19 protein-coding genes and 1 pseudogene are annotated in these 25,318 nt (G+C 64.8%); 11 read left to right on the forward strand and 9 right to left on the reverse strand.

Going from position 1 to position 25,318, the window contains the following annotated elements:
• Positions 1 to 212 precede the first annotated feature (212 nt).
• The 4 genes from ACFOPH_RS11680 (at position 213) to acnA (ending at position 5,659) form a co-directional block, all read left to right on the forward strand.
• Positions 213 to 1,202: a malate dehydrogenase gene (locus tag ACFOPH_RS11680; RefSeq protein WP_312548897.1), complete on the forward strand. Its 990-nt coding sequence runs from the start codon at positions 213 to 215 to the stop codon at positions 1,200 to 1,202.
• A 115-nt stretch (positions 1,203 to 1,317) separates the two neighbouring features.
• Positions 1,318 to 2,307 (forward strand): HpcH/HpaI aldolase/citrate lyase family protein, encoded by a 990-nt coding sequence (locus tag ACFOPH_RS11685; protein WP_379735385.1) that lies wholly within the window; start codon positions 1,318 to 1,320, stop codon positions 2,305 to 2,307.
• On the forward strand, positions 2,307 to 2,858 hold the full coding sequence (locus tag ACFOPH_RS11690) for a hypothetical protein (RefSeq protein ID WP_379735387.1): 552 nt from the start codon (positions 2,307 to 2,309) through the stop codon (positions 2,856 to 2,858). The genes ACFOPH_RS11685 and ACFOPH_RS11690 overlap by 1 nt, the downstream gene beginning before the upstream one ends.
• A 92-nt stretch (positions 2,859 to 2,950) precedes the next feature.
• The gene (acnA, locus tag ACFOPH_RS11695; RefSeq protein WP_379735389.1) at positions 2,951 to 5,659 is read left to right on the forward strand and encodes an aconitate hydratase AcnA; all 2,709 of its coding nucleotides are present in this window, start codon (positions 2,951 to 2,953) and stop codon (positions 5,657 to 5,659) included.
• 114 nt (positions 5,660 to 5,773) lie between these two features.
• Here the strand turns inward: acnA and ACFOPH_RS11700 are convergent, their stop codons facing one another.
• Complete coding sequence (locus ACFOPH_RS11700) at positions 5,774 to 6,064, reverse strand: hypothetical protein (RefSeq protein WP_379735391.1); 291 nt, start codon at positions 6,062 to 6,064, stop codon at positions 5,774 to 5,776.
• 266 nt (positions 6,065 to 6,330) lie between these two features.
• Between ACFOPH_RS11700 and ACFOPH_RS11705 the strand changes: the two genes are divergently transcribed.
• Both ACFOPH_RS11705 and ACFOPH_RS11710 read left to right on the forward strand, forming a co-directional pair.
• Positions 6,331 to 9,426 carry a hybrid sensor histidine kinase/response regulator gene (locus tag ACFOPH_RS11705; RefSeq protein ID WP_379735393.1) on the forward strand — a complete coding sequence of 1,032 codons (3,096 nt, stop codon included), beginning with the start codon at positions 6,331 to 6,333 and terminating at the stop codon, positions 9,424 to 9,426.
• A gap of 117 nt (positions 9,427 to 9,543) precedes the next feature.
• Positions 9,544 to 10,050, forward strand: a complete 507-nt coding sequence (locus tag ACFOPH_RS11710; RefSeq protein WP_379735395.1) for a hypothetical protein — start codon at positions 9,544 to 9,546, stop codon at positions 10,048 to 10,050.
• Between the two features lie 6 nt (positions 10,051 to 10,056).
• Here the strand turns inward: ACFOPH_RS11710 and ACFOPH_RS11715 are convergent, their stop codons facing one another.
• Complete coding sequence (locus ACFOPH_RS11715; RefSeq protein WP_379735397.1) at positions 10,057 to 10,578, reverse strand: GNAT family N-acetyltransferase; 522 nt, start codon at positions 10,576 to 10,578, stop codon at positions 10,057 to 10,059.
• A gap of 395 nt (positions 10,579 to 10,973) precedes the next feature.
• Between ACFOPH_RS11715 and ACFOPH_RS11720 the strand changes: the two are divergent.
• Both ACFOPH_RS11720 and ACFOPH_RS11725 read left to right on the forward strand, forming a co-directional pair.
• Positions 10,974 to 11,219, forward strand: a pseudogene (locus ACFOPH_RS11720) (TonB-dependent receptor plug domain-containing protein); the annotation flags it as partial.
• Between the two features lie 274 nt (positions 11,220 to 11,493).
• On the forward strand, positions 11,494 to 13,221 hold the full coding sequence (locus tag ACFOPH_RS11725) for a TonB-dependent receptor plug domain-containing protein (protein ID WP_379735399.1): 1,728 nt from the start codon (positions 11,494 to 11,496) through the stop codon (positions 13,219 to 13,221).
• A 19-nt stretch (positions 13,222 to 13,240) separates the two neighbouring features.
• Here ACFOPH_RS11725 and ACFOPH_RS11730 read toward each other — a convergent pair whose 3' ends face one another.
• Both ACFOPH_RS11730 and ACFOPH_RS11735 read right to left on the reverse strand, forming a co-directional pair.
• Positions 13,241 to 13,921: a Fe2+-dependent dioxygenase gene (locus tag ACFOPH_RS11730; RefSeq protein ID WP_379735401.1), complete on the reverse strand. Its 681-nt coding sequence runs from the start codon at positions 13,919 to 13,921 to the stop codon at positions 13,241 to 13,243.
• A gap of 104 nt (positions 13,922 to 14,025) precedes the next feature.
• Positions 14,026 to 16,329: a TonB-dependent receptor gene (locus ACFOPH_RS11735; RefSeq protein ID WP_379735403.1), complete on the reverse strand. Its 2,304-nt coding sequence runs from the start codon at positions 16,327 to 16,329 to the stop codon at positions 14,026 to 14,028.
• A 504-nt stretch (positions 16,330 to 16,833) separates the two neighbouring features.
• Between ACFOPH_RS11735 and ACFOPH_RS11740 the strand changes: the two genes are divergently transcribed.
• Positions 16,834 to 18,093: a DUF2863 family protein gene (locus ACFOPH_RS11740; protein WP_379735405.1), complete on the forward strand. Its 1,260-nt coding sequence runs from the start codon at positions 16,834 to 16,836 to the stop codon at positions 18,091 to 18,093.
• A 77-nt stretch (positions 18,094 to 18,170) separates the two neighbouring features.
• On the opposite strand, the gene ACFOPH_RS11745 is transcribed toward ACFOPH_RS11740, so the two are convergent.
• The 5 genes from ACFOPH_RS11745 to ACFOPH_RS11765 form a co-directional block, all read right to left on the reverse strand.
• On the reverse strand, positions 18,171 to 19,331 hold the full coding sequence (locus ACFOPH_RS11745) for a serine hydrolase domain-containing protein (protein ID WP_379735407.1): 1,161 nt from the start codon (positions 19,329 to 19,331) through the stop codon (positions 18,171 to 18,173).
• The gene (locus tag ACFOPH_RS11750) at positions 19,328 to 19,804 is read right to left on the reverse strand and encodes a CYTH domain-containing protein (protein ID WP_312548913.1); all 477 of its coding nucleotides are present in this window, start codon (positions 19,802 to 19,804) and stop codon (positions 19,328 to 19,330) included. Before ACFOPH_RS11750 ends, ACFOPH_RS11745 begins: the two co-directional genes overlap by 4 nt.
• Before the next feature lie 15 nt (positions 19,805 to 19,819).
• Positions 19,820 to 20,941, reverse strand: a complete 1,122-nt coding sequence (locus ACFOPH_RS11755) for a M14 family metallopeptidase (RefSeq protein WP_379735409.1) — start codon at positions 20,939 to 20,941, stop codon at positions 19,820 to 19,822.
• Between the two features lie 112 nt (positions 20,942 to 21,053).
• A complete protein-coding gene (locus tag ACFOPH_RS11760) occupies positions 21,054 to 21,416 on the reverse strand; it encodes a hypothetical protein (protein ID WP_312548917.1) in 363 nt (120 codons plus the stop codon).
• A 249-nt stretch (positions 21,417 to 21,665) separates the two neighbouring features.
• Positions 21,666 to 21,938: a KGG domain-containing protein gene (locus ACFOPH_RS11765; protein ID WP_312548918.1), complete on the reverse strand. Its 273-nt coding sequence runs from the start codon at positions 21,936 to 21,938 to the stop codon at positions 21,666 to 21,668.
• A gap of 357 nt (positions 21,939 to 22,295) precedes the next feature.
• Between ACFOPH_RS11765 and ACFOPH_RS11770 the strand changes: the two genes are divergently transcribed.
• Complete coding sequence (locus ACFOPH_RS11770; RefSeq protein WP_379735411.1) at positions 22,296 to 23,168, forward strand: hypothetical protein; 873 nt, start codon at positions 22,296 to 22,298, stop codon at positions 23,166 to 23,168.
• 366 nt (positions 23,169 to 23,534) lie between these two features.
• Positions 23,535 to 25,313, forward strand: coding sequence for an ABCB family ABC transporter ATP-binding protein/permease (locus ACFOPH_RS11775; RefSeq protein WP_379735413.1), 1,779 nt, complete (start codon positions 23,535 to 23,537; stop codon positions 25,311 to 25,313).
• The last annotated feature ends 5 nt before the right edge of the window (positions 25,314 to 25,318 follow it).

Genomic DNA, 25,318 nt, shown 5'->3' on the forward strand with positions numbered 1-25,318 from the left:
GACATATGATATCAATTGACAGGTAGAACTACCGAGGACTACACTCGCGGTCGATCGGACGCCAGCACGCCGCTGGCCGCGCTCCGGCGAAAAGCGCCGCGCGGCCGCCGCTGCCCAATTGGACGCGGTGCGGTTTTGGTATCATTGCAGTTTTCCCGAACAGGCGTATCCTCGGCTTCGACCGTTTTCATTCCCACTTTTGGAGATTCATCATGGCTAAAACCCCAATGCGCGTTGCCGTCACCGGCGCAGCCGGCCAGATCGGCTATTCCCTGCTGTTCCGCATTGCCAACGGCGACATGCTGGGCAAGGACCAGCCGGTCATCCTGCAGCTGCTCGAGATCGACAACGAGAAGGCACAGAAGGCGCTCAAGGGCGTCATGATGGAAATCGACGACTGCGCATTCCCGCTGCTGGCCGGCATGACCGCCCATAGCGACCCGATGACCGCCTTCAAGGATGCCGACGTCGCCCTGCTGGTCGGCGCCCGTCCGCGCGGCCCCGGCATGGAGCGCAAGGACCTGCTGGAAGCGAACGCACAGATCTTCACCGTGCAGGGCAAGGCGCTGGACGCCGTCGCTTCGCGCAACGTGAAAGTGCTGGTCGTCGGCAACCCGGCCAACACCAACGCCTACATCGCCATGAAGTCGGCCCCGAACCTGCCGGCCAAGAACTTCACCGCGATGCTGCGCCTGGACCACAACCGCGCCCTGTCGCAAGTGGCCGCCAAGGCCGGCAAGCCGGTCGGCGCGATCGAGAAGATGGTCGTCTGGGGCAACCACTCGCCGACCATGTACGCCGACTACCGCTTCGCCACCGTCGACGGCCAGTCGGTCAAGGACATGATCAACGACGACGCCTGGAACCGCGACACCTTCCTGCCGACCGTCGGCAAGCGCGGCGCCGCCATCATCGACGCGCGCGGCGCCTCGTCGGCAGCTTCGGCCGCCAACGCAGCGATCGACCACGTGCGCGACTGGGTGCTGGGCACCAACGGCAAGTGGACCACCATGGGCATCCCGTCGGACGGTTCGTACGGCATCCCGGAAGGCGTGATGTTCGGCTTCCCGGTCACCACCGAAAACGGCGAGTACAAGATCGTCCAGGGCCTGGAGATCGACGAGTTCTCGCAAGAGCGCATCAACCTCACGCTGAAGGAACTGACTGAAGAGCGTGAAGGCGTGGCACACCTGCTGGCCTAACTACGACGCGGCGTCCATGGAACCGGCCAAGCCGACCGTGCGCCGCAGCCGCCGTGCCCCTGAACAGGGCGCGGCGGCTTCTTCATTTCCCGCCAGCGTCTCTACCGATATATACATGCATCCTTCCGAGGTTTTATTCCAGGGCAAACGCCAGCCGCTCCTGCTTCCCGCCTGCGACCACTATTGCGGCTCCGAGAAGCTGATGCGCAAGTCGATGACCCTGCAACAAGAGCTTGGTCCCCTGTTCGACATCACCTTCGATTGCGAGGACGGCGCCGCCGCCGGCAACGAGGCCGCGCACGCCCAGCTCGTCGCCGATCTGGTGAACAGCGAGGACAACCGCCACAACCGCATCGGCGTGCGCCTGCACGACATCGACAGCCCCTTCTTCGAACAGGACGTCGCCACCATCGTCGGCGCCGCCGCGAACCGCCTGGCCTACGTGGTCCTGCCCAAGCCGAACGGCGTGGCCGACGTGCGGCGCGCCCTGGAGGTGATCAACCGCGCCGCGGTGCCGGCCGGGCGCGCGGCGCTGCCGGTGCACGTGCTGATCGAAACCCATGGCGCGTTGCGCGAAGCCTACGATATCGCCGCCCTGCCCCAGGTCGAATGCCTGTCCTTCGGCATCATGGATTTCGTCTCCGCCCACTACGGCGCGGTGCCGGCGAGCGCGATGCGCACTCCGGGACAGTTTTCGCATCCATTAGTTGTCCGCGCCAAGCTGGAAATGGTTGCGGCATGTCATGCGCACGGCAAGGTCGCCTCGCATAATGTGACGACCGAGATCAAGGACAGCGCGGTTGTGGCAAACGACGCACAACGCGCTGGCGCCGAATTCGGTTTCACGCGCATGTGGAGCATCCATCCGGACCAGATCAAGCCGATCCTGAAGGCGTTCACGCCGCGGCTGTCGGAGGTGAACGAAGCCACCAACATCCTGCAGGAAGCGATGGCCGTGAACTGGGGACCGATCGCTCAGCATGGGCGCTTGCATGACCGCGCCAGCTACCGATATTATTGGACCGTTTTGCAGCGCGCGAAGCTGGCCGGCCTGGCGCTGCCCGAATCCGCGACGGCAATCGTCAACCAAACGGAATCCAACTGATGGCCACCCCAGTCAAACACCTCCTCGCCGCCGGCACCTTCGTGCTCGCGGCTTTCGGCCTGTGCGCCGCGCCGGCATCGGCAGCCCCCGAAAAGAACCACCCGAAAGCCGCCGACGTCCTCAAGTCGAAGGCAAAGACCAAGTCCTCGAAGGCGAAGAAAGCCGCCGCAGGGGCAGCAGCAGCAGGGGCGGCAGCCGCTGCTGCTGCGGCTACTTCTCCTATCGACGAGCCGGAACCGGACATCACCGACACCCGGGTCACCGACTACGCCTGCGAGCTGGGCAACAAGATCACGATCTACACGAACGAGAAGGACGACTCGAACATCGCGCTGCGCTGGAAGAAGCGCCTGCACCGCCTGGCGCGGGTGGGCACCACCACCGGCGCGCTGCGTTTCGAGAACAAGAACTACGGCCTGGTCTGGATCGGCATCCCGTCGAAGGGCATCCTGCTCGACTCGAAGCTGAACCGCCAGCTGGCCAACGAATGCAAGAACGCCGACCAGGCCAAGCCGCTCGTCACGGCCGGGCTGGAGGAAAAGAAAAGCTGACACACAGAAGCGCCAATACTGCGCGTTACCCTACCGTTGCTGATTACGTCGTACTGAAGCAATAACAAGAGACCCCTACTGAAGGAGAGCTTATGTCTCGCAACACCCTGAACACGCTGAAGGACTTCCCGCTCGCGGGCGGCCAGTCCGGCCAGTTCTATTCGCTGCCGGCGCTGGGCGAAAGCCTGGGCGTGAACCTGTCGCGCCTGCCGGTGTCGATCCGTATCGTCCTCGAGTCCGTTCTGCGTAACTGCGACGGCAAGAAGGTCACCGAAGAACACGTCCGCCAGCTGGCGAACTGGGGCGCGACCGCCGAGCGTACCGACGAGATCCCGTTCGTCGTCGCCCGCGTCGTGCTGCAGGACTTCACCGGCGTGCCGCTGCTGGCCGACCTGGCCGCGATGCGCAACGTCGCCGCCAAGACCGGCGCCGATCCGAAGAAGATCGAGCCGCTGGTGCCGGTCGACCTGGTGGTCGACCACTCGGTCACCATCGACCACTTCCGCGAGCCGGGCGCGCTGGACCTGAACATGAAACTGGAATTCCAGCGCAACAACGAGCGCTACCAGTTCATGAAGTGGGGCATGCAGGCATTCGACACCTTCGGCGTCGTGCCGCCGGGCTTCGGCATCGTCCACCAGGTCAACCTGGAATACCTGGCACGTGGCGTCATGAAGAATGGCGACACCTACTACCCGGACACCCTGGTCGGCACCGACTCGCACACCACCATGATCAACGGCGTCGGCGTCGTCGGCTGGGGCGTGGGCGGCATCGAAGCGGAAGCGGGCATGCTGGGCCAGCCGGTCTACTTCCTGACCCCGGACGTCATCGGCGTCAACCTGAAGGGCAAGCTGCGCGAAGGCTGCACCGCGACCGACCTGGTGCTGACCATCACCGAACTGCTGCGCAAGGAAAAAGTCGTCGGCAAGTTCGTCGAATTCTTCGGCGAAGGCACCCGTTCGCTGTCGACCACCGACCGCGCCACCATCGGCAACATGGCCCCGGAATACGGCGCGACCATGGGCTTTTTCCCGGTGGACGAAGCGACCGTCGACTACTTCCGCGGCACCGGCCGTACCGAAGAAGAACTGGCTGCCTTCGAGAACTACTACAAGGCCCAGGGCATGTTCGGCATCCCGCAGGAAGGCGAGATCGACTACACCCGCGTCGTGACCCTCGACCTGTCGACCGTCACCCCGTCGCTGGCGGGTCCGAAGCGTCCGCAGGACCGTATCGAGCTGGGCCACGTGAAGAACACCTTCACCGAACTGTTCAGCAAGCCGACCACCGAGAACGGCTTCAACAAGTCGGCCGAAGACCTGTCGAAGGTCTACGAGACCACCAACGGCGTGCGCGTGAAGAACGGCGACGTCCTGATCGCCGCCATCACCTCGTGCACCAACACCTCGAACCCGAGCGTGCTGCTGGCTGCCGGCCTGCTGGCCAAGAAAGCCGTCGAGCGCGGCCTGACCGTCGCTCCGCACATCAAGTCCTCGCTGGCGCCGGGATCGCGCGTCGTGACCGAGTACCTGACCGCCGCCGGCCTGCTGCCCTACCTGGAAAAGCTGGGCTTCGGCGTGACCGCCTACGGCTGCACCACCTGCATCGGCAACGCCGGCGACCTGACCCCGGAACTGAACGCAGCGATCACGTCGAACGACATCATCGCCGCCGCCGTCCTGTCGGGCAACCGTAACTTCGAAGCGCGTATCCACCCGAACATCCGTTCGAACTTCCTGGCCTCGCCGCCGCTGGTCGTCGCTTACGCGATCGCCGGCAACATGACCCGCGACCTGATGACCGAGCCGGTCGGCAAGGACACCAACGGTGTCGACGTCTACCTGGGCGACATCTGGCCGTCGTCGCAGGAAGTGGGCGAACTGATGCGCTTCGCGATGAACTCGGAAGTGTTCAAGAAGAACTACGCCGACGTCAAGGGCAACCCGGGCGCACTGTGGGAACGCGTGTCGTCGACCGAAGGCCAAGTCTACAACTGGCCGGAATCGACCTACATCGCCGAACCGCCGTTCTTCGCCGACTTCGAGATGACCCCGAAAGCGGCCGCCACCGGCATCACCGGCGCCCGCGCGCTGGGCGTGTTCGGCGACTCGATCACCACCGACCACATCTCGCCGGCCGGTTCGATCAAGGAAGACGGTCCTGCAGGCAAGTGGCTGAAGGATCACGGCGTGCTGAAGGCCGACTTCAACTCCTACGGCTCGCGCCGCGGTAATCACGAGATCATGATGCGCGGCACCTTCGCCAACGTGCGTATCAAGAACAAGATGATCCCGCCGAAGGCCGACGGTTCCGCAGTCGAAGGCGGCATCACGATCCACCAGCCGACCGGCGAACAGATGTCGATCTACGACGCGGCCATGAAGTACGTGGCCGAAGGCACCCCGACCATGGTGTTCGGCGGCGAAGAGTACGGCACCGGCTCGTCGCGCGACTGGGCAGCCAAGGGCACCCAGCTGCTGGGCGTGAAGGCCGTCATCGTGCGTTCCTTCGAGCGTATCCACCGCTCGAACCTGGTCGGCATGGGCGTGCTGCCGCTGCAGTTCATCGGCAACGACAGCGTCGAAACCCTGGGCATCACCGGCAAGGAAACCTACGACCTGAAGGGCCTGGAAGGCGAGATCAAGCCGCAACAACTGGCGACCCTGGTGATCCACCGCGAAAACGGCGAGACCCAGGAAGTGCAAGTGCTGCTGCGTATCGACACCCCGATCGAAGTCGACTACTACAAGCATGGCGGCATCCTGCCGTTCGTGCTGCGCCAGCTGCTGGCTGCGTAATGCAGTAACAAAAGCGCCGTCAGGCGCCCCCGCTGGGGAGCCTGAACGAGCGACAAAAAGGCCGGAACCTGCAAAGGTTCCGGCCTTTTTTCTTTCTTCCCTCTTTCGCGTTCGCTAGCGTCCGATGCCGATGCCGATACCGATGCCACTGCGCCCGCCACTTCCCAGGCCGCCGAAAATGGAGGTCGATACGCCCCCGCGTGCACGGCCGTCCTGCCCGGCCGACCGGAGGATGCATTCCCGCCAGGGGTCGGTGTCCGGCGTAAAACCCACCTGCGCGCATGCGGGCCCGTATTCGGCCATCATGCGTTCCACTTGCGCTTGCTGGGCCAGTGCCCGGTCTTGTGGGGTCGCACATCCAATCAGGCACAGTGCACTTGCTGCCGCCAATATGAAAACGCGCATGATTGTTCTCCTTAAGCAATAGATCGAACCGGCTTCAGGCTGACAGCCCATGGAACGATCATACGCTTCTATTGAGCTCGCCTGATTGGCTGGGCCGCCCTATCGAGCGCTTCCCACCGGGCTGGCGGCAAGCCGCCCCTGCTTCCACACAATCGGGCGCGACGCCATTTGCAAATCCACTTATCATTGTTCCACTTCAAGACGAGATCGAACGGGGGCACGTGCGATGCGATCGAAGGACTTGCAATATGGCCACAGGTGCTGACTTGCTTGATGGGGCCGAGCCGGATTTTCGGCTGTTGTTCGATGCAACACCGGTTCCCTACCTGGTCCTGACGCCCGACTTCATCATGGTCGCCGCCAACGAGGCACGCCTGCGCGCAACGCTGACGACGCGGGAACAGATCCTGGGACGACACCTTTTCGACGTCTTTCCGGACAATCCCGCCGATCCCACGGCGACCGGCACCCGCAACCTGCGTGCGTCGCTGATGCGGGTACTGCAGAACCGGTGCGCCGACGCCATGCCCTTGCAAAAATACGATATTCCCATACCGGATTCGGCCGAGGGGGAATTCGAGGTCCGGTACTGGAAGCCGCTCAACAGCCCCATATTCGGTCCGACGGGCGAAGTCGCCTACATCATCCATAGCGTCGAAGACGTCACGGAACATGTGTTGAAGCAGCAGGCAGTCGAGGAAAGCGAAGCCCGCTTCCGCCTGATCGCCGATGCCATGCCGCAGATGGTCTGGTCAGCCCTGCCGGACGGTTATCACGATTACTACAACCGGCAACATTATGAATTTTCCGGCATGCCGGTCGGGGCCACCATCGGCCAGAATTGGGGATCCATATTGCATCCCGACGACCTGCCGCGCACCACGCAAGCCTGGGAACACAGCCTTGCCACCGGCGAGCCCTACGACATCGAGTACCGCTTGCGGCATCGCTCGGGCGAGTATCACTGGGTGCTGGCGCGCGCCCTGCCGGTCCGGAACCGGGCTGGCCTGATCGAACGCTGGATCGGCACCTGCACCGATATCCATGCCCAGAAAGTCCTGCGCGCACAACTGCAGGACGCGCAACTGCGGCTCGAAGGCACCTTGAGCGCCGCGGAAATCGGCACCTGGACCTGGGACATCCAGGCCGACCGCGTCTTTGCCGATTGCAACTTCGCGAAGCTGTTCGAGATCTCCGAGCAGGACGCCAGGGGCGGTCCGCTGGAGGCCTATCTCGCTCCCATCCATCCCGACGATCTCGCGGGGGTCCAGGCGCATGTTGCAGAGTCGCTCGGCACGCGCAAGCCCTACCAATACCAGTTCCGCCTGTGTCTCCGGGACGGCGGCATCCGCTACATCCATGCACGCGGCAAGATCGATGTCGGCGCCGATGGACAGCCTGCGTGGATGCCGGGCGTCGCCCTCGACATCACGCAACAGAAACTGGCGGAAGAAGCACGGCAACGCACCGAGTTCCAGTTCAAGACCATTACCGATTCGAACGTCATCGGGGTAATGCAGTATCGTTACGACGGCAGCATCGTCAAGGCGAATGACGCGTTCCTGCGAATGCTCGGTTATTCGCGCGAGGACTTCGAACGCAACGGCCTGTCCTGGCGCGACCTGACGCCGCCCGAGTGGGAAGACGTGGACAGGAAGAGCCTGGAGATCCTGCAGTCGACGGGCAGCGTGGAAGCGTTCGAGAAGGAATACCTCAGGAAGGACGGCAGCCGCCTGCCAGTGTATGTGGGCGCCGCCAACTACCGGGGCAACAGGGAGGAAGGCGTCTCCTATATCCTCGACATCAGCGAGATCAGGAAGGCCCAGTCGGCGCTCAAGGAAAGCGAAGTGCAGTTTCGCACCCTGGCGGAAAACATCCCGCAGCTGGCCTGGATGGCCGACAGCGACGGCGCCATTTTCTGGTACAACAACCGCTGGTTCGAGTACACCGGCACGACACTGGAAGAGATGCGCGGATGGGGCTGGGAACAGGTGCACCATCCCGACTTCGTGGAAGCGGCCAAGGCCAAGTACCGCAGCCAGATCGTCGAGCAACAGGTCGCGTGGGAAGACCTGTTCCCGTTGCGCAGCGCCAATGGCGAATACCGCTGGTTCCTGTCGCGGGCGGTACCGATCCGCGACCAGCACGGGCAAATCATCCGCTGGTTCGGCACGAACACCGACATCACCATCCAGCGCGAAGCGGAAGAGGACCTGGAAGCGGCGAATCGGCGCAAGGACGAATTTCTCGCCATGCTCGCGCATGAACTGCGCAATCCGCTGGCGCCGATCAGTACGGCGGCCAACCTGCTGGCGGTCGCCAGCCCCGACAAGAACACGATCAAGAAATATAGCGCGATTATCTCGCGGCAGGTCAGGCACATGACCGACCTGGTCGACGACTTGCTGGACGTGTCGCGCGTGACGCGCGACCTGGTGTCCATCGAAAAGTCGGCGCTCGGCGTCAAGGAGGTCATCCATAGCGCGATCGAGCAGTCGACGCCGCTGATCGACTCGCGACAGCATGCGTTCACCGTGCGCCTCGCGCCGGACGATGTCCTCGTGCTGGGCGACCGCACGCGCCTGATCCAGGTGTTGACGAACCTGTTGAACAATGCGGCGAAATACACGCCGATGGGCGGTCATCTGCTGCTCTGCATGGAAGTGCAAGCGCCCTGCGTCTGCATCAGCGTTGCCGACGACGGCATCGGCATGGATGCGCAGCTCGTACCGCATGTATTCGATTTGTTCACGCAGGCGGAACGCACGCCGGACCGGTCCCAGGGCGGCCTCGGGCTCGGCCTGGCGCTTGTCAGGAGCATCGTGACGCTCCATGGCGGCAATGTCACCGCCAAAAGCGAGGGCCCCGGCAAGGGGAGTACCTTCACGCTGTCGCTTCCGATGTTGAGCAGGGAACGGGGGGACGCCGACGGCCTCGCCCCGGCCACGGCGCAAGAGCGTGCGCTGCGGCCATTGAACATCCTGGTCGTCGACGACAATGCCGATGCGGCGGAATCGCTGGGAGCGCTGCTCCAGGCACAAGGCCATGACGTGACGATCCGCGAGAACGCACGAAGCGCCCTCGAGGAAGCGCACACCCTGCGTCCGGACGCCCTGATCCTGGATATCGGCCTGCCCGACATGGATGGCTACGAGCTGTCGCGGCGGCTGCACGGGATTCCCGGAACCAGGGACGCACTGTATATCGCCCTGACAGGCTATGGGCAGGCACACGACAAGGTGCTCGCCAAGGCGGCCGGCTTCCAGCACTACTTCGTGAAACCCGCCGACATGAGCGCGTTAGGCAGGGCGCTGGCGGAGGCGGCGCCGACGACCACGTCCACCTGGGCGACACCCGGCTGAGCGCGTTTTGCGCTGCCGGCAAGGCCAACGCGCGCCAGCGCGACATGCATACCCGGTTTTTCTTGAAACTGAACCAATAATCAGGAAAATGGATCCCACACAAAACAGGGAGGCCGCATGCGTACGACCGCGACGATCGTCATCACCGCCATCATGGCCTTGCTGCTGGGCTGGCAGCACCTCGACGGCGGCGTGCCCGCCCACCACCTGCTGGCCGATCCCGGCATGCCTGCCCTGTCGAACTGGTGGGGCCTCCTGAGCCTGCCCCTCCTCGCCTGGTACCTGCTCGGACGCATCGAGCGCCGCCGCGCCGGCGATCCGGCCAGCGCGCCGCGCATCCGGGGCGCATTCGGCGGCGCCCTGCTGTTCGGCGCCACGCTCGCCATCTTGTTTACGGCCGGGCAGCACGACGCCACCGACATGATGGCCCTGTCCCTGGCCGTGATCGCCCTGTTCTACCCGATCTACCGCGCCGAATACGTGCTCGGCTTCGTGCTCGGCATGACCTGGACCTTCGGCGCCGTGTTGCCGACGATCGCCGCCTGTGTTTTTGCGCTGGTGGGCGCCGTCATCCACGTCGGCGTGCGCCTGATCTACGCCCGCATGCTGCTGCTGCGCCGCTGAGCGCATTCAGCCCGCTGCATGGCGCTCGAAATGCAGCCTGTCGTACCACACGCCATGCAGCGCGAAGCTGCGGCGCGAGTGGCCGAACTGCGTGAAGCCGTTGCGTAGCAGGACGCGCACCGAGGCGGCGTTTTCGACCCGGCAGTCGGCCTCGAGCCGGGCGAGACCCAGTTCGCCGAAGGCGATCGCCAGCACCTGGCGCACCGCTTCGCCGGCATGGCCCTTGCCGCACTCGGACTGCGCGATCCGGTAGCCCAGCGTTGCCGAATGGAAGTGGGCGCGCCGCACCCCGCCCAGGTTCGCCCGTCCAAGTATCGTCCCCTTCCCGTCCTTGAGCAGGTATTGGTAGCCGCGGTCGCAGCGCGCGTCCTCGAGCGCCAGCACGATGGCCTGCTCGACACCTCCGGTGTCGTAGTAGGCCGCCGGGCGGGCGTTGATGGTGGCCTCGAAAAACGCGCGGTTGCGGGTCTCGAAGTCGCGCAATGCCGGGGCATCGGACAGCTGGATGGGGACGAGGATGGGCGTCATCGGAGCGAATGAAATTCGAAACGCTCATCCTCGCACGCCCGCCTTTGTCAAGGCAACAATTGTCGGGTGTAGCAGCCTGTCCACGCTTTCCATGCAGCATAACTAACGCCTGCCAACGCATAACATCCAGTTATGATGAGTTGTCGTTACAAATGACACATAGACACAATTGACGGCGTAACAAAGACAGGGGACGAACAATAATGAAGAAACAACACTTACGACGCGCGCTGCTCGCTTCCGCGATCATGGCGGCCTTTGCGCCGGCGCTGGCCCAGGAAGCCGAACCGACGGCCCAGGTGATCGTGCTGGGCTCGCGCACCCAGGCCAAGACCGCGCTCGACACCGCGGTGCCGGTGGGCCTGGTGAACCTGAAGGACATGCAGTCGACCGGGATGCAGGAACTGGGCAAGGTGCTGCAGGACCTGGACCCATCCTTCAACTTCAGCACCACCTTCATCAGCGACGGCACCGACATCATCCGTCCCGCCACCCTGCGCGGCCTCGGCCCCGACCAGCTGCTGGTCCTGATCAACGGCAAGCGCCGCCACCAGCAGGCGCTGGTGAACGTGCAGCAGACCATCGGGCGCGGCTCGGCCGGCACCGACATCAACGCGATTCCCCTGTCCGCAATCCAGAGCATCGAGGTGCTGCGCGACGGCGCGGCAGCGCAGTACGGCTCGGATGCGATCGCCGGCGTCATCAACATCATCCTGAAGAAAGGCGCGGACCTTGGCCAGCTCAGCGCCAACATCGGCACCACCGATGAGGGAGACGGCGACAACTATGCCGCCAGCGTGCACAAGGGCTTCGCCCTGGGCGGCGACGGCGGCTATCTGAACCTGTCGCTGGAAGGACGCAAGCGCAACGAGACGAATCGCGCCGGCGTGGACGCTGCGCGTCGATCCGCCGCGCGTGACCCAGCGCATCGGCGACAGCAACGCCAAGGACGCCTACCTGTGGCTGAACTCGGCCCTGCCGGTGCCGAGCACCGGCGGCGAGTTCTACCTGTTCGGCGGCGCCTCGCGGCGCAAGGGCGACTCGGGCGGCTTCTTCCGCCCGGCCGAGGACGCGCGCACCGTGCCCGAGATCTACCCGAACGGCTACCTGCCGAACATCATCACAACGGTGAAGGACGCCTCGCTGGCCTTCGGCTACCGGCACGAGCTGGGCCGCGAATGGAGCATGGACGCCAGCGTCAACCATGGCCGCAGCGAGCTGGCTTTCCACGAGCGCAATTCGATCAACGTCAGCTACTGGTACGAGGACAACCTGCGCGCGTCGCCGCTCGAGGCCGACACCGGCGCGTTGAAGTTCAACCAGACCACCTTCAACCTCGACTTCAAGGGTCCGGTCCAGCTGGCGGGCGCGCCGCTATACGTGGCGACCGGCTTCGAATGGCGCCGCGACGGCTACGAGATCGAGGCCGGCGACCCGGTGTCCTACCAGTACGGGCGCAGCAACAACCCGGCCAAGATCATCCGCGACCGCACCGGGGGCATCGCCGCCTCGGGCATCCAGGGATTCCCCGGCTACACGCCCGGCACCGAGGTCGACGAGGCGCGCCACAACATCGCCCTCTACCTCGACCTCGAGCGCAAGTTCGGCGAGCAGGTCTCGGTCGGTGGCGCGGTGCGCTACGAGCGCTATTCCGACTTCGGCTCGACCACCACGGGCAAGCTGAGCGCGCGCTGGGACCCCTCGCCCGTGCTCGGCGTGCGCGGCAGCGTCTCCACCGGTTTCCGCGCGCCGGGCGTGCAGCAGAAGTTCTACAGCTCGGTCTCGACCAACCTGAACAACGCAGGCGTGCTGACCGAGACCCTCACCGCGCGCGAGAACAGTGCCGTGACCCAGGCGTTCGGCATCGCGCCCCTGAAGGAGGAAACCTCGAAGAACGCCAGCATCGGCCTGGTCCTGCGTCCGGCGAAGAACTTCTCGGTCACCGCCGACCTGTACCGCACCAACATCGACGACCGCATCGTCTTCTCGAGCAACATCGCTCCGGAAACCGATGCGGCTGGCAATGTCTGCACGGATCCGGTGCGCTGCCCGATCGGCGCGCTCCTGGCGCCGCTGCGCGTGGGCCAGGCGCAATTCTTTACCAACGCGATCGACACCACCACCGACGGCTTCGACCTGGTGGCCCAGCACACCACGCGCGGGCAAGGCTCGACCCTGGTGCTGTCGGGCCAGCTCGGCTTCAACAAGACCAAGGTAAAGGCGCGGAACTCGCAGTCGCCGGTGCTGAGCGGCGTCCAGCTGTTCGACGACGCCCAGGTGACGCTGATCGAGCGTGGCCAGCCGCGCCAGCACCACGTGGTGGCCGCCGATTACACCGTCGGCGCCTGGAACGTGACCGGCCGCGCCAACTACTTCGGCGAGGTGCAGGGCCAGGGCTTCACGGCGCCTTTCGTGCAGACCTGGGACGCGAAGTGGATCGTCGACCTGACGGCGCGCTATGCGTTCAGCAAGGCGCTCGGTGTCTCGGCCGGCGTGAACAACCTGTTCGACACCTATCCGACGCGTTGGGATCCCGAGCGCGCCGCGCCCTTCCCGCAGATGGGTTTTACGCACTGCTGGGAGACCTGCCCGTTCGGCATCAACGGCCGCTCGATGTACGCGCGGGTGGATTACGCGTTCTGACGTAGCGCGTGGGCGGAGATCACACCTCCGCCCACATCCGCAGCAGGTTGTGATAATGCCCGGTCAACCCGACCGTGGCATCCGACTCCCCATACGTCCCGCGCAGCTTCTGGATGTTGGTATCGAGATCGAACAGCATCGCGCGCCTGCCGTCGTCGCGCACCATGCTCTGGGTCCAGAGGAAGGAGGCGATGCGCTCGCCGCGCGTGACCGGCAGCACCTGGTGCACGCTGCCCGCCGGGTAGACGATGGCGTCGCCGGCCGGCAGTTTCACTTCGTGGGTGCCGTAGGCGTCGACCACGACCAGCTCGCCGCCCTCGTACTCTTCCGGCTCGCTCAGAAAGACGGTCGTCGACACGTCCGCGCGCACCGGCGGCATGCCGGGCCGCTGGGCACGGATCGCGCCGTCGACGTGCAGGCCGTAGTGCTCGCCGCCGCCATAGCTGTTGAAATAAGGCGCCAGGATGCGCAGCGGCAGCACCGATGAGAAGAACAGCGGATGGGCCATCAGCGCCGCGCTGACGATGCCACCCAGCTCGACGGCCAGCGGCGAACCCTCGGCCAGCTGGCGGTTGCGTTTCACTTGCGCACCCTGCGGGCCGACGCTGGCGCGGCCGTCGACCCAATCGGTCTCTTCGAGGCGCTTGCGCATCTGCGCCACCTGTTCCGGGCTCAGGACGCCGGGAATGTGCACCATCATTTGTCGCTTCCTTTCGAAAACAGCACGGCCCTCCCCGCTTCAAGCCAGGAGGGCCGTGCAAAACTACGAATTCATGACTGGTCGCCTGGAGCCAGGCCCCTCCATCAGAACTTCAGGTTCGCGGTCAGGGTCGCCGACCGGCCGGCGCCCACACCCGCGTAGTGCGGCGAGGACAGGCGGTCGAAGTAGACCTTGTCGCCCAGGTTCTGGATGTTCAGCTGGAGCGACACGTTCTTGTTGACCGCGTAGCTGGCCATCGCATCGAAGCGGGTGTAGCCCGGCGCGTACTTGGTATTGTTGACGTTGGCGTAGACCTTGTCGACATAGTTCATGCCGATACCGGCGCTGATGTCCTTGGTGAACGCATACGAGGTCCACAGCGAGGCGCTCTGCTTCGGCGTGGTCGGGAACACGTTGCCGTTGTACGGCGACGGCTGGTACACCGCCGGGCTGCCGCTCGGCGCCACGTTGACGAAGCCGTTGTCCTTGACGATCGCATCCAGCCAGGTGTAGCCGCCGAACACTTGCCACGCATTGGTCAGCTTGCCCGAGAAGCCCAGCTCGACGCCCTTCAGGTCCTTCTTGCCGACGTTCTGGCTGGTGCCGTCCGGCGAGGTGACGCGGGCATTATCCATCTTGCTCTGGAAGATGGCCGCGTTCAGCGACAGGCGCCCGTTCAGCACTTCCCACTTGGTGCCGAGTTCAAAATTCTTGCTCGTTTGCGGCTCCAGGTTCTGGATCGCCACGGTCAGGCCATCGATGCCGTCGCCGCCGTCGTTGCCCGGCGGGGTGGCCGAGGTGGCGTAGGAGACGTAGATGCTGCCGTTGGCGGACGGCTTGAACACCAGGCCGGCCTGGTAGGTGTCGAAGGTGCTGCTGACACGGGCGTTCGAGGCCGGTGCGTTGCTCACGTTCAGTTTGCTCGTGAAGTCGTCCCAGCGCACTCCCAGGTTCAGCATCCACTGCGAATTGAATTCGATGGTGTCGAAAGCGTAGACGGCGCGGGTGGTGGTCTCGATCTCGTTCATGGCCGGCCCCACGCTGCGGGTGTATACCCACGGATCGTACGGGTTCGGGTTGTTCAGCGGCGCGCAGTTGTAGCCGGTGGCCGGCCCCGAGCTCGCGCAGACGGTGTTGTTGGTCAGCAGGTTGTTGGTGCCCGGCGTGAAGACGTAGGTGCCGCGCTCGGTGGTTTCCTTGCTGAACTCGACGCCGACGTTGTAGCTGTGCTTGATGCCGGCGGTGACCAGCTTGCCCGACAGGCTGGTCGCGTTGGCGGCCGTCTCGGTGTCGGTGAAGCGGGTGTTGGCGCGGCGCCAGACGGTATCGTAAAGGATCACGTTGCCCTTCGAATCGTCGGGCTGGGTCCAGACATAGTCGTTCTTCGACTTGCCGTAGCGCGTCACGTTGCGCAGCACCAGGCCGCCGCCGAAATCATGGCGCAGGTCGACGGTGCCGATGTCAGTCTTGGTGTCGCGGAAGTCGCGGTTGGCCAGGCCGTAGAAGGTCGAACGGTCGACGTTGACCGGGGTGCCGTTGCCGTTGCGGGCGACGTTGGGGCCGCTCGAGAACGGGTTGTTGAACGGGATGCCGGTGTCCGGGATCTCGCTCGTGGTCAGGTGGTAATAGCTCAGGATCGCTTTGGTCGGACCGGTCAGGCCGAAGGTGACCGTCGGCGCGATGCCCCAGCGATCGCCACCGACGACGTCGCGGCCGGCCACGTTATTCTCGTGCGCCATCACGTTCAGGCGGAAGGCGGCGTTGTTGCCCAGCGTGCGGTTGATGTCGCCGGTGACGCGGCGGTAGTCGTGGCTGCCGACGCCGACGCTGGCGTTCGAGAAATTGTCGGCCTGCGCGCTCTTGCTGACCAGGTTGATGCCGCCGCCGGCCGAGGAACGGCCGCCGTAGGCCGAGTTCGGGCCCTTCACGACTTCGACCTGCTCGAGGTTGAAGACTTCGCGCGACTGCGAACCGGAATCGCGGATACCGTCGACGTAGGTGTCGGTCTGGGCGTTGTAGCCGCGGATGAACAGGTTGTCGCCGACCGGGTTGCCGCCCTCGCCGGCGCCGATGGTGATGCCCGGCACAGTGCGCAGCGCGTCCGCCAGCGACACGGCGGCAGTCTGGGAAATCACTTCCTGGCCGATGACGGTGACCGACTTCGGCGTATCGAGCAGCGGCGCGGTGAACTTGTCCGAGCTCGACATCACCGGGGTTTGCACGTCGCGGTGCGCGGCACCGTTGATTTCGACCACGGGAACCGCCGGATCGATGTCCTTGTAGCCGCCCTCGGCCTGCACCGCCGGCGCCGCCAGCGTCGCCAGCACCGCCAGCGCGGAACCGGTCAGGCAAGGGGCCGCGCTGCGTGCGTGCTTGCGGCTGCGAATGAAAGAGGTGGCTTGCTGCACTGCTGGAGCTGCTTTGCTATTCATATTATTGGGGTGCCGTCAGGTCCTGGCGCCGGGGCGCGGATCGCGTAAATTTAATGAGAACGATTCGCATTATGATTTTTATTGCCCAGCTTGGCAAGCTTTGTACGCGAATCATGGCTGAGCGCGCGTGCAAAACAGCGGGCACGTGCGCTTTACACAACAAGAACTGGGGCGAGCTGCGGGTCCGCGTTGACGGCAGGACTGCCGTTGTGTTCGTGGCATGTGGCCGAATCAACTACAATACCGGGGATATGGGTTTATCATGACCCTTTAGGAAGTACTGATTTATTCGTGGCGGCCGTCTTGGCCCGGAAAAAAACGCCCTGCTGCGTTGCAAATCCTCGCCATACCACACGGTATGGCTGTGGTTTGCGCCTTGCCGGCCGCTTTTTTCCATGGCCAATCCCATCCGCCAGAATAAACCAGTGCTTCCCTTGGACTTCGTCCCTCACCTATTTACAAAGAGACTCTTTCAGCGCCATGCGTCGTCCCTCCAAAGATTCATCCCACAAACTCTCCGCAGAAAGCCAGCGTCTCTCCAGCATTGCCCAAGCCATCGTGCAGTCCGCCAGCCGCGTCGAAGAACGGGCCTGGGAACGGCAACTGGATACGCAACTGCAAAAGCTGCTCAAGACCAACCACCAGGACAGCATCGACGCCGCGCTCAACGCCTTGTTCAAGGACGATCTCGCCGCCTATGACGTGCTGATGGACGGCGTCGAAGCGGTCAGCGAATCCTCGACCATGGTGGAGCAGCAGGACGGCAAGGATGTTGCCTGGCAAGCCCTGCTGGTGGCCGCGCCGATCCTGGCCTGGACCCGTTTTTCGATCGGTTCCGGCACCATTCCGCAAGAGCTCTTGAACACGCTGTCGGCCCACTTCTCGGCCCACCTGCTGGCCGAAGGCACGCGGATGGCGATGGCCCCGACCCTGTACGCGATCGACCAGCTGCCGCGCAGCCATGCCGAAACCTATGCGCTGACCCACAAGCTGGCCCAGGCCGCGCACAAGGGCAGCAGCATCAAGCCGGCCGTGCGTGCGCCCGAGACGGCGCCTTTCCTGGCCGACACCCGCTACCTGCTGGTCGCCATCGTCGCCCCGGCGGGCGCGCCGCTGTTCCGCTGGCAGGAGCCGCAGCACCAGCTCGTCTTCGAGACCGAGCGCAACAACGCGCTGCTGGCCTGGCGCGACCAGGCCACGGCCAACGTCGCGCGCCTGCTGCCGGGCTGCGGCGTCGAGCTGTTGCTGCCGGAAGCCTATTACGTCGCCTGCCGCGAAGCCGACAAGCTGATCCGCCCGGTCTCGATCCGCGCCGCCGTGCACTATCTGACCAACACGCTCGACGTCGAGCCGTCCGACCTGCGCGCCGTGATCGCCGGCTTCGGCGAAGAAGCGGCCGACGGCCAGGTCGACGAATACCGCGTCGGCTTCACCATGCGCCAGAGTCCGGAAGTGGTGTACGGCATCGTCTGGCCGCTGTACGGCCAGGAAGACGAGGAAGGCAGCCCGATGGAAGGCGCGGGCTTCGGCGGCACGCTGCCGCCGCCGCTCACGCCGGTCAACGAGATCATCGCCTACCTGAACGAGGCCGGCGTCACCCACGTCAAGCGCATCAACGAGCGCTACGTGGTCGAGTATTGCGACGACTGCGGCGCGCCGCTGTTCGCCGACCCGACGGGGGAACTCGTGCACGCCGAAATGCCGGAGGACACCCCGGCCGGGACCGAGCACTTCCACTAATTAAAAGCAAGGCGTAACGAAAACGCCCCACGACTGCTTCGCGCAGTCGTGGGGCGTTGTTTTTCGTTCTTATTTTATTAGCGGATCGCCGCGATCACACGCTTGGTGAACTCGGCGGGGTTGCCGGCATGCCAGCGCCACACCACCACCAGGTCGTGATCCGGCGAGATCACGATGGTGTTGCTGCCTGCCCCCAGGGCGGCAAAGGCGTTCGCCGGCAGGCCCGGCAAATTCTTGCCCTTGGTATTGAGCCACCACAGGTAGCCGTAGTCCGGACCGTGGGCGCTCGGGGTCAAGGCTTCCTTGACGTAGGCGGCCGGCACGACGGTGCGTCCGTTCCACTGGCCGCCGCGCAGCCACAGGTAGCCGAAGCGCGCCATGTCCCAGGAATTGATCCACATGCCGCCGCCCCAGCGCGTGCCGCCGCTGACCGAGGGCGCTTGCTTGCCGTTCAGTTCTACGTAGCTGTTGTGGTAAGGCACCCATTTCCAGGTGTTCGAGGCGCCGATGACGTCCATCACCTGCTCCTGGAACACCTCGGGCACCGGCTTGTCCAGCACGCGCAGCAGCGACAGTGCGAAGCGGTTGATGCGCACGTCGTTGTACTCGTAGAAGCTGCCCGGCGCCTGCAGCGTGCGCGGCTTGCGCTCGCCCGCGCCGAACTCAGCCTTGCCGATGAAGTCGGCATTCTTGCCGAACAGGCTGCCTTCCCACTCGGTTTCCTGCTGCAGGTGCTGCTTCCAGGTGACCTGCGCATTGCGCGCCGAGGCATAGCCGCCATCGTTGACGCGCTTCGCGACGGGCTCGTCGAGGGCGCCGATGCGGCCGTCGCGCTGCGCCACGCCGGCCACGGTGGCCAGCATGCTCTTCGCCACCGAATAGGTCGGATCGACGAAAGCCGTGTCGCCGAACTCGGCCACGACATAACCCTTGTAGATCACCACACCGTTGGTATGGGCGCGGCGCGTCGGTAGCGAGCCCAGGGGCTTGCCGAAGGTTTTTTCCTGGTCGGAAAAATCGAGCGCGCGCTCGGTCTCGTGCGACTGGGCATACTGGACGGCGGCGGCCAGCGCGGCCGGATCCATGCCCAGCTCGGCCGGCGCCTTGCGCGCCCATTCTCCGGCCGGCGGGAAGTAGCTGGCTGCGGGTTTTGCGGGCTCGGCGGCCAAGCTTGCGCCTGCCGGCAACATCAATGCGAATCCAAGGGCCAGCGCCGTGCGCCGCGTGATCAGGGTCATGCCAAATCTTTCCATTGCGAATAAGGGTGACGAATCAGGTTGGAGTTGAAGTAGCGCGCCTCGCCCGTCACCTCGCGCCCGATCCAGTCGGGCTTGTCGAAGGCCTCGTCTTCGGAGGCCAGTTCGATCTCGGCGACCACCAGGCCGGCGTTCGCCCCCAGGAATTCGTCGACTTCCCAGGTGTGCGGGCCGGCTGCGATGCGGCGCCGCACCTTCTCGACCAGGGGCTGCTGGCACAGGCCGTCCAGCAGCTCCGCGGCTTCGGCCACGGGAATCGGGTATTCCCATTCGCCGCGGGACGCACCCACGCTCTTGCCCTTAATGGTGAGAAAAGCGCGTTCGCCGTCGATGCGCACGCGTACGGTGCGTGCCGGATCCGCGCTCAGATAGCCCTGGCGCAGCAGGGTCGCTTCGCCCAGCGTGCGCCAGGCGTCGCCATCGACCAGGAACTTGCGTTCGATTTCAACGCCCATGGACGATGCCGGCGATCAGTCCAGCGACTGCAGGATCGGCTGCAGCATCGCGGCGCCCAGGGCGGCGCTGCGTGCGCCGTTCCAGCCGGTGTACGGGTTCGGCAGGTTGGCGTTGTCCTTGAACGGCATTTCCAGGGTCAGCGACAGGCACTTGAAGGTGTGGCCGATGTACTTCGAGGCCAGGGTCAGCAACTCCTCGTTGTACTTGCTGGCCGCATAGCCGTAGACATTCTGGAAGTCCGGGCTGGCCGCCATGTAGCGCTCGATGAAGACGTTCTGCTCCGCCAGGCGCTCCGGGGTGAAGTCCGCCAGCATCTCGCTGCCGGCCACGAAGTTGTAGGGCAAGGCTTCGTCGCCGTGGATGTCGAAGAACATGTCGACACCGGTTTCGTGGATCTTGTTCTTCACGCACAGTACTTCCGGGCTGCGTTCAAGCGTCGGCGTCATCCACTCGCGGTTCAGGTTGGCGCCGGCCGCGTTGGTGCGCAGGTTGCCGCGCACCGAGCCGTCCGGGTTCATGTTCGGCACGATGTAGAACACTGCGCGCTGCAGCAGCTTGGCCGCGATCGGGTTGGCGTCGTCGAGCAGCGCATCCATCATGCCTTCGACGAACCATTCGGCCATGGTTTCGCCCGGGTGCTGGCGCGCGATGACCCAGATCTTTTTCTCGGCCTTAGGATTGCCGATCACGACCAGGTTCATGTCGCGGCCGTCGAGCGTGGTCCCGATGTCGTGCACGCGCGCGATCGGGTTCTCGGCCACTTCGCCCAGCAGGCGCAGATGGCGCTCCCAGGTGTAGGGCTCGAAGTAGGCGTAGTAGATGCTGTCGAGCTCGGGGGTGTGGTTGACGGTCATGACCTGGCCGTCGAAGCTGGTCGGCACGCGGAACCAGTTCTCGGTGTCGTAGCTGGCCGCCACCTGGTAGTCCTCGAAGCCCTTCGGATAGGTTGCCTGGCCGGCATTCAGGAAACGGATCGTGCAAGCCTGGCCACGTGCGCCCTGCAGGCGGAAGTGGAACCATTGGTGGATGTCCGCGTTGTTGTCGCGGCGCAGGTTCAGGTCGATCTGTTTCGCATTCTCGCAGGCGACCACCTCGATGGCGCCGGAGTCGAAATGCTGGCTGATTTTGATAGGCATGGCTGATCCTTTGTTGGCCTGTTCACAAAGTGGAGCATGATAACGCGAACCGCGCGTACCGCACGTATTGCGGATTTGACCACGCCCCTTTTCCGGCTGGATGCGGGATCGCTTAAGCGTCGAGGTTGATCAGCTCGCGGCTGTACATGACCAGGATCTGGCGCAGCAGCTCGACGTTGCTGCGGTCGAGCACCAGGACCAGGTCCGGCTTGCGGTCGAGGTTGAACGCCATGCGCAGCTTGCCCGGCAGTTCGCGGCAGTTCAGGCTGATCGCACGGGGATTGTTCGGGTTCTGCCAGTCGAACTGGGTGATCTGCGGCGGTGCCGGCGGCGCCTGCAAGGTCGGATCCTGGTTCACCGGCAGGTGCTTGATCAGCCAGAACACGATGTTGGCCGGGATGTGCAGGCAGACGTCGCTTGCGCCTTGCGTGGAAAATTTCGCGAGCAGCGTATTGCCGACGCGATCGCACGACATGGACATGCTCTTGACTTGACGAATGACCGCTTCTTTCACGACGATGTTCCTCAGTTTGGGTTGAAAAGGCGCAGCGATTCTACCTGATCCCATCCCTGAATTGTGTGTATCTTTGGAAAGAAAACGGGGAGCACTGGGCTCCCCGTCTTGCGGTCCTGCAGTGTGTTTGCCTACCGCCCCGATCGGCGGTAAGAGGCGCGTGCTGCCGGCACGGCCTTGGTCAACGGGGCGTGCGGCCCCGTTTTGCCCTTACTTCGAGCTACGGCTCTTCGACGAAGTACGCGAGCCGCTGGACGAGCCGGCGCTGGCCGACTGGCGGTTGCCGTGGCTCATGCTGCCGGCACGGCGTGCTTCTTCCGAAGTGAATTCATGGGCGGTGCCCTTCTGGTGCGCTGCCTTGCCACCCTGGCTGGCGATTTCGCGCTGGCGCGCCGGATCCATCGAAGCGAAACCGCGATTACGGGTGCCGCTGCTCTGGCTGTTGGACTGGTTGCCGCCCTGCTTGTTACCTTGGTTAGCCATGATCATGTTCTCCCTGTTCACTTGTAAAACCGCCGCGTCCTGCGGCAGGTGTACCCGATGCCCATCCGCAATTCGCCGATGAGCGTCCGGTTGAATTCATCTTAGGCAGGGCAATTGGATGAGGGTATAGGACGTTTTCAGATGACTTTGTAGGACTTAAGGAAGGAGAAAATGCACTTACGAAATGTACTGCCGCTCGACAAAAATACCCATCAGTTCTAGTCCTACACACTACCGCTGCGTCTTCCTATACTGGATGTCGGAAGGGGCGCGCATCATGGCGGGATCAGGCGGCGCCAACGGCGCACCGGGTTCCCATGCCCCGCCAGCGAACACGTTTTTTTGAAAGGAAACGATATGGACGCGAACCAACGCAGCGAGATGAACAACCAGACCAACAACGGCGGCAACGAGAAGTGGAACAAGAACGCCAAAGGCAAGACTGGTCCCGACGCACCGCTCGACCACACCTACCCGCAAGGCGCTTCGCAGCAGCAGGGGCGCCAGGGCATCGACCAGATGGGCACGCAGCAGAGCGGCGCCGGTCCCGGCCCCTGGCTTGAGGAAAGCAGCCGCTGGGACCTGCCGGGCGGCTCGATGCAGACCCAGCAGAGCGGCGGCAGCGGGCCGCAGCAGGGCATCACCGACAGCCACCAGGTGCAGATGGAGCAGCGCTCGCAAGCCTATGGCCAGATCGAACAGCCGGTCGGGCACCGCGCTGCCGACAACGGCACCGACCTCCTGCATCGCGAGGGCGAACATGCCGGCAACACCCAGGCCACGCAGCGGATGAACCCGCAGGATCCGCGCCAGCCCGAGCTGCAGGGCGGCTCGCTCGGCCATCACCACGGGGTGCAGCAGGAAGCCCTGCGGGCGATGCAACAGCCCCCGCGCGGCGCGATGCAGGGCGGCTCGGTCCAGGGCGCCCAGCAAAGCACCGACCGCGGCGGCTCGCAGACCGGCGCCGGCGGGCGCGAGCTGGGCACCGAGGGCCAGGCAGAAATGCACAAGTCGAACGACACCACCGGTGGCCTGCCGCGCAGCCCCGGCAACAGCGGTCCGACCACCGAAAGCGAGGGCTGGCGTCCGGGCGCCAGCATGCAGCAAGAACCGAATCCGGTGCACGACTCGAACGACGCGGCCGGCGGTTACCCGCGGAGCCCGGCAGGCGCGAACAAGCTCGCGGGCGACCGCAAGATGGACGACGACACCGGTTTCTCGCGCAAATAAGACCTTCGCTTTGAGCTGACTCCTACCTGCTCCCATAAGTTCCGGCGCCCGCCGGGCTTCCTCAACCGGCTGCCGCAAGGCGGCCGGTTTTTTTATCCGCGCGGCTTGCTTGATGCTCTCCTTCCCGGTTTTTCTTAGGCTCGCTGTAGGACAAATCCTTCTCAAGCTGAGAAACTTTCTGGGATCTGCATGCTGCCGCTTTCGGCCTGCGCTGCGTCTCCGGGAACCGATTCGGGACTGCGCGTGTTCATCCCGCCTGGCAAGCTTCTCGAAATAACCGAGCAGTATTTGAGCCATCACAGCAATCGAATGCGATGGCCACGCGCGTTCACGGTCCAACGACCAGGCCATCACGGGACGCGAGCGATGACGGGCAGCGCCAACCACAAGCGGGCGGACACGCGCATCAGCGCCGAGCTGTGGCAGGTGCTCGCGCGCCACCGCTGGCGCATCGTCGCGGCCGTGGTCCTGCTGCTGGTCGCCAAGCTCGCCACCGTCGCCGTGCCGCTGCTGCTCAAGCGCATCATCGACGCCTTCCCGCAGGGCGGCCTGCCGGCCCGTCTGCCGGCCTACCTTCTCGCCGGCTACGCCCTGCTGCGCTTCTCGTCGACCCTGTTCAACGAATGGCGCGACCTGCTGTTCGCACGCGTGACGCTGGCCGCCGTGTCGGCCTATGCGCAAAAGACCTTCGCCCACCTGCATGCCCTCGGCCCGCGCTTCCACGCGCGGCGCAAGCTCGGCAGCCTGCTGCCCGACATCGACCGCGGCACCAGCGGCATCGCCTTCCTGCTCGGCGTCGGCCTGTTCACCATCGTTCCCACCCTGGTCGAGATCGGCCTGGTGCTGGCCATCATGCTCAACCGCTACGCCGCCGGCTTCGCCGGCATCATCCTCGTCACCTTCCTCCTGTATGCCGGCTTCACCCTGGTGTTCACGGCGCGGCGCGTGGTCTACCAGCGCCGCGTCAACAAGCTCGATTCCACGGCCAAGGGCCGCCTGGCCGACAGCCTGATCAACTACGACACGGTCAAGTACTTCACCAACGAGGCGCTCGAGGCGGAGCGCTTCGCGGCCATCATGCGCGACTGGCGCGAGGCGGGGGCCGGCAACCAGCGCGCCCTGTTCACCCTGCACGTGGGCCAGAGCGCCGTCATCGCGGTCGGCGTGGGCGCGATCATGCTGCTGGCCGGGCAGGCGGTCATGGCGGGCCGCATGAGCGTGGGCGACCTGGTCCTGATCAACGCCTACGCGCTGCAGGTCTGCCTGCCGCTCAATGCCCTCGGCTTCGTCTACCGCGAGGCGCGCGACGCCTGGGTCAACACCGAGCGCCTGTTCGAACTGCTGCGCGAGCGCCCCGAGGTGGGCGACGCGCCGGATGCGCCGGCGCTGCGCATGGGCCGCGGCGAAGTCGTGTTCGAGCACGTCAGCTTCCATTACGAGCCCGCGCGCCCGGTGCTGGTCGACCTCAGCCTGCGCATCGCCCCCGGCACCACGCTGGCGGTGGTCGGACGCAGCGGCTCGGGCAAGTCCACGCTGGCCCGCCTGCTGCTGCGCTACTACGATCCGTCCCACGGCCGCATCCTGGTCGACGGCCAGGACATCCGCACGGTCAGCGCCACCAGCCTGCGCCGTGCGATCGGCGTGGTGCCGCAGGACACCGCCCTGTTCAACGACACGATCGGCAACAACGTCGCCTATGGCCGCATCGGCAGCACCCACGAGGAAGTGGTGGCCGCCTGCCGCGCGGCCCACGTGCACGAGCTGATCGTCTCGCTGCCCAAGGAACACGACACGCCGGTCGGCGAACGCGGCGTCACCATTTCCGGCGGAGAAAAGCAACGCATCGCGATCGCCCGCGCCATCCTGAAGGATCCGCCCATCCTGATCTTCGACGAAGCGACGTCGGCACTTGATTCAGATTCAGAGCACGCCATCACGCAGGAACTCGACCGTTTGTCGCGCAATCGAACCACCCTGATTATTGCGCACCGGCTGTCCACCATCGTTAATGTCCACGTGATCGTCGTCATGGATCGCGGCCGCATCGTCGAACAGGGCAATCACGCCGAGCTGCTGCGCCACAAGGGCATGTACGCACGACTGTGGCTGCTGCAGCAGCGCATGGACAAGGATATGGCGAGGTAGAGCGC

Origin of the sequence: Massilia haematophila (genome assembly GCF_042647645.1) — a bacterium.
Taxonomy (GTDB): Bacteria; Pseudomonadota; Gammaproteobacteria; order Burkholderiales; family Burkholderiaceae_D; genus Telluria; species Telluria haematophila.

What these genes read in the sequence shown, in the direction of transcription:
- ACFOPH_RS11740 (WP_379735405.1), top strand. Translation starts at nt 16,834, where the DNA reads ATGCGTCGTCCCTCCAAAGATTCATCCCACAAACTCTCCGCAGAAAGC.
- ACFOPH_RS11765 (WP_312548918.1), bottom strand. Translation starts at nt 21,938, where the DNA reads ATGGCTAACCAAGGTAACAAGCAGGGCGGCAACCAGTCCAACAGCCAG.
- ACFOPH_RS11680 (WP_312548897.1), top strand. Translation starts at nt 213, where the DNA reads ATGGCTAAAACCCCAATGCGCGTTGCCGTCACCGGCGCAGCCGGCCAG.
- ACFOPH_RS11750 (WP_312548913.1), bottom strand. Translation starts at nt 19,804, where the DNA reads ATGGGCGTTGAAATCGAACGCAAGTTCCTGGTCGATGGCGACGCCTGG.
- ACFOPH_RS11710 (WP_379735395.1), top strand. Translation starts at nt 9,544, where the DNA reads ATGCGTACGACCGCGACGATCGTCATCACCGCCATCATGGCCTTGCTG.
- ACFOPH_RS11730 (WP_379735401.1), bottom strand. Translation starts at nt 13,921, where the DNA reads ATGATGGTGCACATTCCCGGCGTCCTGAGCCCGGAACAGGTGGCGCAG.
- ACFOPH_RS11715 (WP_379735397.1), bottom strand. Translation starts at nt 10,578, where the DNA reads ATGACGCCCATCCTCGTCCCCATCCAGCTGTCCGATGCCCCGGCATTG.
- ACFOPH_RS11685 (WP_379735385.1), top strand. Translation starts at nt 1,318, where the DNA reads ATGCATCCTTCCGAGGTTTTATTCCAGGGCAAACGCCAGCCGCTCCTG.
- ACFOPH_RS11700 (WP_379735391.1), bottom strand. Translation starts at nt 6,064, where the DNA reads ATGCGCGTTTTCATATTGGCGGCAGCAAGTGCACTGTGCCTGATTGGA.
- ACFOPH_RS11770 (WP_379735411.1), top strand. Translation starts at nt 22,296, where the DNA reads ATGGACGCGAACCAACGCAGCGAGATGAACAACCAGACCAACAACGGC.
- ACFOPH_RS11760 (WP_312548917.1), bottom strand. Translation starts at nt 21,416, where the DNA reads ATGTCGTGCGATCGCGTCGGCAATACGCTGCTCGCGAAATTTTCCACG.
- ACFOPH_RS11775 (WP_379735413.1), top strand. Translation starts at nt 23,535, where the DNA reads ATGACGGGCAGCGCCAACCACAAGCGGGCGGACACGCGCATCAGCGCC.
- ACFOPH_RS11745 (WP_379735407.1), bottom strand. Translation starts at nt 19,331, where the DNA reads ATGACCCTGATCACGCGGCGCACGGCGCTGGCCCTTGGATTCGCATTG.
- ACFOPH_RS11755 (WP_379735409.1), bottom strand. Translation starts at nt 20,941, where the DNA reads ATGCCTATCAAAATCAGCCAGCATTTCGACTCCGGCGCCATCGAGGTG.
- acnA (WP_379735389.1), top strand. Translation starts at nt 2,951, where the DNA reads ATGTCTCGCAACACCCTGAACACGCTGAAGGACTTCCCGCTCGCGGGC.
- ACFOPH_RS11690 (WP_379735387.1), top strand. Translation starts at nt 2,307, where the DNA reads ATGGCCACCCCAGTCAAACACCTCCTCGCCGCCGGCACCTTCGTGCTC.